The organism is Mycobacteriales bacterium (assembly GCA_035690485.1).
Classification (GTDB): Bacteria; Actinomycetota; Actinomycetes; order JAFAQI01; family DASSKL01; genus DASSKL01.
On sequence record DASSKL010000036.1, the window covers coordinates 20277 to 27953 of the forward strand.

Here is a 7677-nt window from a genome sequence, read left to right on the forward strand (position 1 = left end):
CCCGTCACGTGGCCGGATCTACTGCCACGCCGCCCCCGGGCCGCTGACCCGGGACGAACACGGGCCGGGCAGGCAGCTGTCCTGGCCGTCCGATGTGGTAGCCCTGCGCGTAGTCGACACCGAGGTGCCGAAGCAGCTCCACGGTCTCCTCGTCCTCGACGTACTCCGCGATCGTGGACTTGCCGAGGCCGTGCGCAGCGCTCACCATCGACGTCACGATCAGCTGATCCGCCCGGTCTGCTGCCAGATTCCGGATGAACTCTCCGTCGATCTTCAGGTAGTCGAACGGTAGGTACTTCAGGTAGTAGAAGGAGCCGTAGCCGGCGCCGAAGTCGTCGAGCGCGAACGCGCAACCCAGCGCGGTGATCCGGTCGACGAAACGCCGGGCGAGATCCATGTTGGTGATGGCCGCCGTCTCGGTCACCTCGAAGACGAGCCGTTTCGCATCGATGCCGCTGTCGGCGATCTCGCGGGCAACGAAGTGCGGAAGATCCGGGTCCGCAAGCGATTCCGCCGAAAGGTTGAGCTCCAACTTCGGCGACGTGGCGGGGAGCGTGCGCGCGATCCGGAAGGTCTCGTGGATGACCCACCGGTCGATCGAGGGGGCCAGGCCGTGCCGCTCCGCGATGTTGAGGAACAACCCCGGTGGGAGCAGCCGGTTGCCTTCGCGCATGCGCAGCAACATCTCGACGTGACTGACCTGATTCGCGGCGAGATCGAGAATGGGTTGCGCCACCAGGACGAACTTGTCGTGTTCCAGCGCGTCGCGAACCCGGTCGAGCCACCGGAACCGGGCCTGCGCCCGCGCCAGGTGCTCGCCGGCCGGATCGAACACCTCGACGCGGTCACGCCCTTGTTCCTTCGCTGCGTACATCGCGAGGTCGGCGGCTGCCAGCACGTCCTCCGCCGACCGGGTCACATCACCCGTCAAAGGCATGATGCCGACGCTCGCCGTGGTGTACGCGATCCCGTCTCGGTCGGCTCGAACGCCGTCCAGGCGAATTCCCTCGAGCAGCGCAGCGGCGACACGTCGAGCCTGGGCGACGTCCACCGTCGGGAGGAGGACGACGAACTCGTCGCCGCCGAACCGCGCGATGACGTCGCTGTCACGCAGACGGTGTCGGAGCACACCCGCGACCCTGCGGATCAGCGTGTCGCCCGCCGAGTGGCCCAGGGTGTCGTTGACGTACTTGAAGTGGTCGAGGTCGAGCATCAGAACCGCGCCGGCACCGCCGTAGCGCGCGTGTTCGGCGAGATGACGGTGCAACTCCTCGCCAAGCCGCCTCCGGTTGAACAACCCGGTCAGCGGGTCGTGGTCCGCGAAGTACTGCAGCTGTCCCTCGTAGTGCTTCCGGTCGGACAGGTCCTGGATATGCATGATCAAGTACGCGTGGTCCACCCCGTCGGTCCGAACGAGCGACGTGGACAGCTGGACCCACTTGGGTTGCCCATCCGCGTCGAGCAGGCGCAGTTCTCGAGCGTAGGAACGAAGGGCGCCGGTCACGAGCTGGTCGAACTGCGGCGCGTCGTCAGCCGAATCCCGAGGATCGGTCAGTGCGGTCAACGCGGTGCCCACGAGCTCGTCGACGCGATAGCCGAGCATGCGAGCCAGCGCCTGGTTCACCTGGACAAACCGACCATCCAGCTGCACCAGCGCCATCCCGACCGGTGCGTCGACGAAGGCCGCGGTGAACCGTTGCACCGCCTCGTGCAGCCGAGCCTCGGTACGGCGCATCTCACTCACGTCACGCACCGTCGCGAGAACCAGGATCTCCTCGCCGGAGCGCATCGGCGCAAGGCTGACCTCGACCGGGAACTCGGCGCCGTCCCGGCGCCGGGCGTTGAGCTCGCGCCCCCGGCCCATAGGGCGAAGGGTCGGCTGCCGAGCGTAGTGAGCTCGATGCATGGCGTGGGTCGTCCGCAGACGATCCGGCAACAACCGCTCCACCGGACCGTCCACGAGCTCGTCGGCCTGATACCCGAACATCTCCGTCGTGTGCGTGTTGACAGCCGTGATCGTCCCGTCGAGCCGGGCTGTGACGATCGCGTCAGGAGCTGTAGCCACCAGCGTCTGCACCTGGTCCGCCAGCTGGGCGTTGAGACGGGCGAGCGCCGAAGCTGCCCGCTGCTGGTCAGCCTCCGCCTCGGCACGCCGTAGCGCCTGCGCCCCGAGGCAAGCGACGGTGACCAAGAGCTCGCGCTCCAGCGCAGTGAAGGGCGTCATCTGGCGTCCCAGCACGACGAGGACGCCGACTTTGGCCTCCCCGTAGGCAAGCGGGAGCACGGCAACGCTGCCGGCAAGATCGGCGAAGCGGGGGTGCAGCCGGGCAACCTTCTCCCGGCCGCTCGCGAACTCCGCGCGCCCCGCGCGCAGTCCCACGCTCGCCTCATCGCCGTCGATCTCCTCCTGCAACGCTGCGAGCACCTTCGGAGGAAACATGCCGGGATCGCCTAGCAGCTGCAGGCGGCCGTCGCCACTGTCCGCGAGAACCGCTGCGTCGCTGTCCGGACGGATCCGGCTGCTGACGAGCGCGAGTGCATGGGCCACACCGTCGGGACTCGTCGCGTCTGCCAGCAGCCGCGCGGTCGCGACGAGCCGCTCGGTCGCACCGGTCCAGGTGAGCACCTCTCCGTCCAGCGCCGACAGCCTGCTCACTACGGCCTGCTCCGCAGCACTCAGCTGGCGAGCGGTCACCCAGAGCAACCCCGCGACCAGCACGCCGTAGGTCGCCTCGCGCAGCCCGACGCTGGCCCACCACTGCCCGCTGTAACGGCGGTGGGCGACGCTGTTGATGAACAACTCGTACGTCGACAGCGCGATCGCCACGAGCACCCAGGCCCGCGTCGCCGACGGGCGCGCTCCATTACGCCGGATCCAGAGCACCGCGACCCCAGCCGTCAACACGCCCAAGACAGCGCGCAGCACCGTGCCGACAAGCGTGAAATCACCGGCCGGAGTCATCAGCAGAGACTCCCGCGCCAGCGCCGCCGGCAGCGCCGCGAGCATCAGGAGCACGGCCAGCCCGGTGGCTGCAGGCAACAGCAGGTCCCGTCGGACCCGAAGGGCAGCTGCGAGGACCCCGGCAGCCGTTGTCACATGGAAGCCCAGGTAGAGCAGCGCGCTGCCCTGGCCGGTGGCGCCGGGCGAACCCGTGCTGGACGCAAACGCGACCAAGCCCAGCATCTCGGTCAAGGCCAGGCCCGAAAGCCCGACCCCGAGGGCCACCCAATACAGCGCAGGATCCGCCTCGCTGCGCGCCCGGATGACGAGCAGGTATGCGGCCAGCCAGGCTGCCGCAGCCGTCAGGGTCAGCGGCACCACGGCAAAGTCTCCGGGCGGCAGCAGCCGCCACCACAACCCTCCGACGAACACGAGCGTCGCGGCGGTGGTCACGGTCAGCAACGGGAGAACCGTCAGCCGGACGATCGGCTGCCAAAGCGCGGGGGCCGTCCGCGATTCCGCACGCCGCCCGTGCAAGACGTTGTCGGACATGCACAACTCCCATGCCGTCCGGGACTACCCGCGGCGGTCTCGCCGCTGAGGACCTCAACCAAAGCGTCGAGCGTAGGGCGACGCGGCCCGTCGCCCGGCCGGCCAAGCGTGAATATGTATCCGATCAGCCCACGAAGGGCTCTCACTGCACGACGACGTGCACGATCCACTCGCGCTGGGGCGGCAGGCACCGCGGGCTGGTGTGCAGGCACGTGAAGTCGTCGTACGCCGTCAGGTCGGCGGTCCCGGCCCGCGTCGCCACGAAGCTGGCACGAGCGGGTTGGTCGGTGGGGTAGCCGCCACTCGCCGCTGTCCGGTTCATGACGTCGCTGGAGCTCGCCGGCTGGTGGTAGCCACCCCCGGAGCCACCGGGCAGCTCTACGTTCACCTGCTCGCCGACCCGGACGCGGATCGTCTGGCCGGAGTCGGCCTCGGTCAGGTGCGCCGGGTCCGCCGGCGGCACCGGGGTCGGGCTCGCCGGCGAGGGCGGCACGGTGACGCGTACCGGCGACGCGGTCGCGCTGCCGGCGGCAGTCGCGGTCCCGGTGCCCGCGGTGGCGACGGGGGTCGGGCTCGGCACGGGCAGCCGGCTGGCGGTGGCCGGCAGCGAGGAGAGCGGCCCGGCACTGCTCGGAGACGGGGAAAGGTCTGCCCCCGTGGCGGCGTTCTGCGTCGCTAGGCGGTCGGTGCCGCCGCCGCAGCCGGCGGCGAGCAGGGCGAGAGCGACCGCGCTCAGCGCCAACGTCGTACGCATGCGTATAGGACGCCACAACAGACGCGCGCGTTCCATACGTCCCGTGCACAACCCGGGGGCAGCGGGCGGCCGCCTGAGGCAGAGCCATGCGGCTTGTCCGGCACGAGCGTGGGGCGACGCCCGCGTGCAGCAACCGGTGGGGAGCTCCTCGGTGACCTTCGACCCTGTCGAACGGCCGTCACGCCAGGTTGGCTCGACGTGTGCGGTGGTGCGGTCCAGCCTCGTTGCGTGAGCTCGCCCTCGTCGGCGGGACCTACGGGGTCTACACGCTCACCCGGAACACCCTGCCCTCGCATGTGGCCCGCGCCCGCTCCAACGCCCTGGATCTCTACCACGTCGAGCAACAGCTGCACGTCGACGTGGAGCACGCGACCAACGGCCTCTTCGCCGCTCAGGTGCCGCGCCTGATCGCCGTCGTCGCCAACTACGCCTACTCCGTGCCGCACCTGGCCGTGACCGTCGCCGTGCTCGCCTGGCTCTACGTCGCGCGGCCGGCCGTCTACCGCCGGGCGCGCAGCGTGCTGGTGACGACGACCCTGCTGGCCCTGGTCGGGTTCTGGCTCTTTCCGGTCGCACCACCGCGGTTCTTCCCGAACCTCGGATTCGTTGACACCGTCGTCCGCGACCGCACCTGGGGCTCGTGGGGCAACGGGACCATGAACGAGATCTCCAACCAGTACGCCGCCATGCCGTCCCTGCACGTCTCGTGGAGCATCTGGGTCGCGGCTCTCGTCATCCTCTGCAGCCACCACTGGTGGGTGCGGGTGCTGGCCGCCGGCTACCCGCTGCTGGTGACCGCGGTCGTTCTAGGCACTGCGAACCACTGGATCCTCGACGCCGTCGCCGGCGTGGCCGCCGTGGCACTTGCGGTCGCGATATGCGCCATGTTGTCCGGGATCCGACGGCTGTGGCGCGAACAAGCCCTGCCGCAGCCTGCCGGACATTGACGGGGTCAAGCTCGAAGTCATCGGCGTCGAGACGACCGGCCCTCTGCTCATCGTCCACGCGAGGCTCGTCGATCCTTGAGCGATCACGAAAAGGTCGGATAGCCGGCTGTCAGCTCAGCGGCGTCAGCCGCGATCGCGTCGAGTTCGGAGTCGCTCTGCTTCGCGACGGCTTCGACGGTTCGACTGATGAGACGGGCGATGGTCCGCATGTCCTCTTCCGTCATCCCGCGTGTGGTGACGGCGGGGGTGCCGATGCGGATGCCGGACGGGTTGAACGGCGGTCGCGGGTCCTCGGGGACGGCGTTGTAGTTGACCACGATGCCGGCACGGTCGAGAGCCTTCGCGACCGGCTTGCCGGTCACGTGCTTGTTGCTCAGGTCGATCAGGATGAGGTGGTTGTCGGTGCCACCCGAGACCAGGTCGAAACCGTCCGCCGCGAGCTCGTCGGCGAGCACTTTGGCGTTCGCGACGACCGCGTGCGCGTAGTCGCGGAACTTGGTTTGGCTGGCCTCGTGCAGCGCGACGGCGATCGCGGCGGTGACGTGGTTGTGCGGGCCGCCCTGAAGGCCGGGGAACACGGCTTTGTCGAGCGCGCCCGCGTGAGCCGCGGTGCTGAGAATCATCGCGCCACGTGGACCGCGCAGCGTCTTGTGCGTCGTGGTGGTGATGACCGGCGCGTAGCCGACGGGTGACGGATGCGCGCCGCCGGCTATGAGCCCAGCGATGTGGGCGATGTCGGCGACCAGGATGGCGCCGACCTCGTCTGCGATCTCGGCGAACGCTGGGAAGTCGATCGTGCGGGGAATGGCAGTGCCGCCGCAAATGACGAGTTTCGGTCGCTCACGTCGGGCGAGGTCGCGGACCTGATCCATGTCGACGCGGCCGGTGTCACGGCGCACCCCGTACCGGACGGGCCTGAACCACTTGCCCGTCACTGAGACACCCCAGCCGTGAGTGAGGTGCCCGCCGTCGGGTAGCGCCATGCCCATGACCGTGTCGCCGGGCCGGCAGAACGCCGCGTAGACGGCGAGGTTCGCCGGCGAGCCGGAGTAGGGCTGCACGTTGGCGTGCTCGACGCCGAACAGCGCCTTGGCGCGCTCGACTGCGGCCGCTTCGACCTGGTCGACGATCTGCTGGCCTTCGTAGTAGCGCTTCCCGACGTAGCCTTCCGAGTACTTGTTGGTGAGCTCGCTGCCGGTCGCTTCGAGCACCGCTTGCGAGACATAGTTCTCGCTCGGTATCAGACGGATCTTGCGGCGCTGACGGTCGGTTTCCTCAGCGATGAGACGAGCGATCTCGGGGTCGGTTTGGGCGAGCGACACGGGGCCTCCACGCGCCGCGGCGCCCAGGCGTTCGGCGCCGTGACCTTCGCTCCCCGGTGGTCAGCCCACCCACTGCACGCCAGTCGCGACCCTTGAACGATACGCCCGGTAGTGGTCGCCACGAACGAGCAGCGTCGCGGCCGTCGACGAACGCGCGGTGTCGGGCAAGGGAGTACACGAGCACAAGGCGACGGGACGCCGGCTCGAGTACGGAGGTCCCGGGCACGTTGGGAACACGGTGGGCCGCCTGGGGATCGAACCCAGAACCCGCGGATTAAAAGACGCGTCGGAGCATGTGTGCAGGAGTGTGTTTCCCTTTGCTGACAAGGCAAACTGGTCCGACGCTGTCCGTCAGCGAGTGCCTGTTTGTGGCCACGTTGCTGTCACGGTTGCTGTCAGCCGGACCGACGTCAGACGGCGTGATGGAGCCGGCGGCGCCGGGCCTCGAACTCGGCCACGCTGCCTTCCACGAAACGCAAGTGGACGATCTTGTCGGTCGGCCCGTCGACGATGTCCACGACCTCGACGAGCGTCCGCGCACCACTGTTGCCGGCGATCACAGTCTCGCCCGGCTTGATCATCGAGGGGTCCACTGCGCGTCGCAAGAAGACCCAGACGTATCCGGTCTCATCCTCGGCATGCAGGTCGACGCGAATGTCGACCGGACGCGGAGTGGACGACGCCGCGTTGTTACTCCTCGGGGACATACTGCGGATTGTCCCTGATCGGCCCGAAGACAGCAAGACAGCGGCGGACCTCCGCTGCAGACGCAGCGGCGAGTTGGACGTCGTAGTGGCGCGGGTTGCGGAAGGTTGCCCAGACCGGAAAGCCCGCTGCCCTCAGGGCGCCCGCGGTCATGCGGTGGTACTGCGGATGCCGCCGCATTGGGGCAGCAGCGAGCAAGTCGTCTTCGCTGTCATCAGTCAGAACGGCGATGACCGACAGCCCATAGAACGGCTGCCCGTCGAGGGCGTAGCGCTCACCCGAGTCCGCAGCGGACTCGATCATCTCGTCAACCTCGTTAGGAGCCCCTCGCAGCAGTATCAGCGTGTCAGGAGGCAACTCATCGCTGCGCAGGCGCGGTGTTCCGCGCAGCTCTTGTCGCCGCGGACGGACCGGACTCATGCCTTCGTCCGCGCACTCAGCCACGGGCGGCAAGGT

General features: G+C 68.8%; 6 protein-coding genes and 1 riboswitch. Of the genes, 1 reads left to right on the plus strand and 5 read right to left on the minus strand.

Going from position 1 to position 7677, the window contains the following annotated elements; genetic code table 11:
- Positions 1 to 4 precede the first annotated feature (4 nt).
- Entirely contained in the window at positions 5 to 3493 is a 3489-nt protein-coding gene (locus VFJ21_04775; protein ID HET7406437.1) for an EAL domain-containing protein, read from the minus strand.
- A 142-nt stretch (positions 3494 to 3635) separates the two neighbouring features.
- Positions 3636 to 4247, minus strand: coding sequence for a hypothetical protein (locus VFJ21_04780; protein ID HET7406438.1), 612 nt, complete (start codon positions 4245 to 4247; stop codon positions 3636 to 3638).
- A 224-nt stretch (positions 4248 to 4471) separates the two neighbouring features.
- Between VFJ21_04780 and VFJ21_04785 the strand changes: the two genes are divergently transcribed.
- Positions 4472 to 5194 (plus strand): phosphatase PAP2 family protein, encoded by a 723-nt coding sequence (locus VFJ21_04785; protein ID HET7406439.1) that lies wholly within the window; start codon positions 4472 to 4474, stop codon positions 5192 to 5194.
- Between the two features lie 83 nt (positions 5195 to 5277).
- On the opposite strand, the gene glyA is transcribed toward VFJ21_04785, so the two are convergent.
- The 3 genes from glyA to VFJ21_04800 all read right to left on the minus strand — a co-directional run.
- Complete coding sequence (gene glyA, locus VFJ21_04790; protein ID HET7406440.1) at positions 5278 to 6516, minus strand: serine hydroxymethyltransferase; 1239 nt, start codon at positions 6514 to 6516, stop codon at positions 5278 to 5280.
- Between the two features lie 14 nt (positions 6517 to 6530).
- A riboswitch (ZMP/ZTP riboswitch) is annotated at positions 6531 to 6613 on the minus strand.
- 313 nt (positions 6614 to 6926) lie between these two features.
- Positions 6927 to 7097 (minus strand): hypothetical protein, encoded by a 171-nt coding sequence (locus VFJ21_04795; GenBank protein HET7406441.1) that lies wholly within the window; start codon positions 7095 to 7097, stop codon positions 6927 to 6929.
- A gap of 109 nt (positions 7098 to 7206) precedes the next feature.
- Positions 7207 to 7677: hypothetical protein (locus tag VFJ21_04800; protein ID HET7406442.1), on the minus strand; the 471-nt coding region annotated here is incomplete at its 5' end.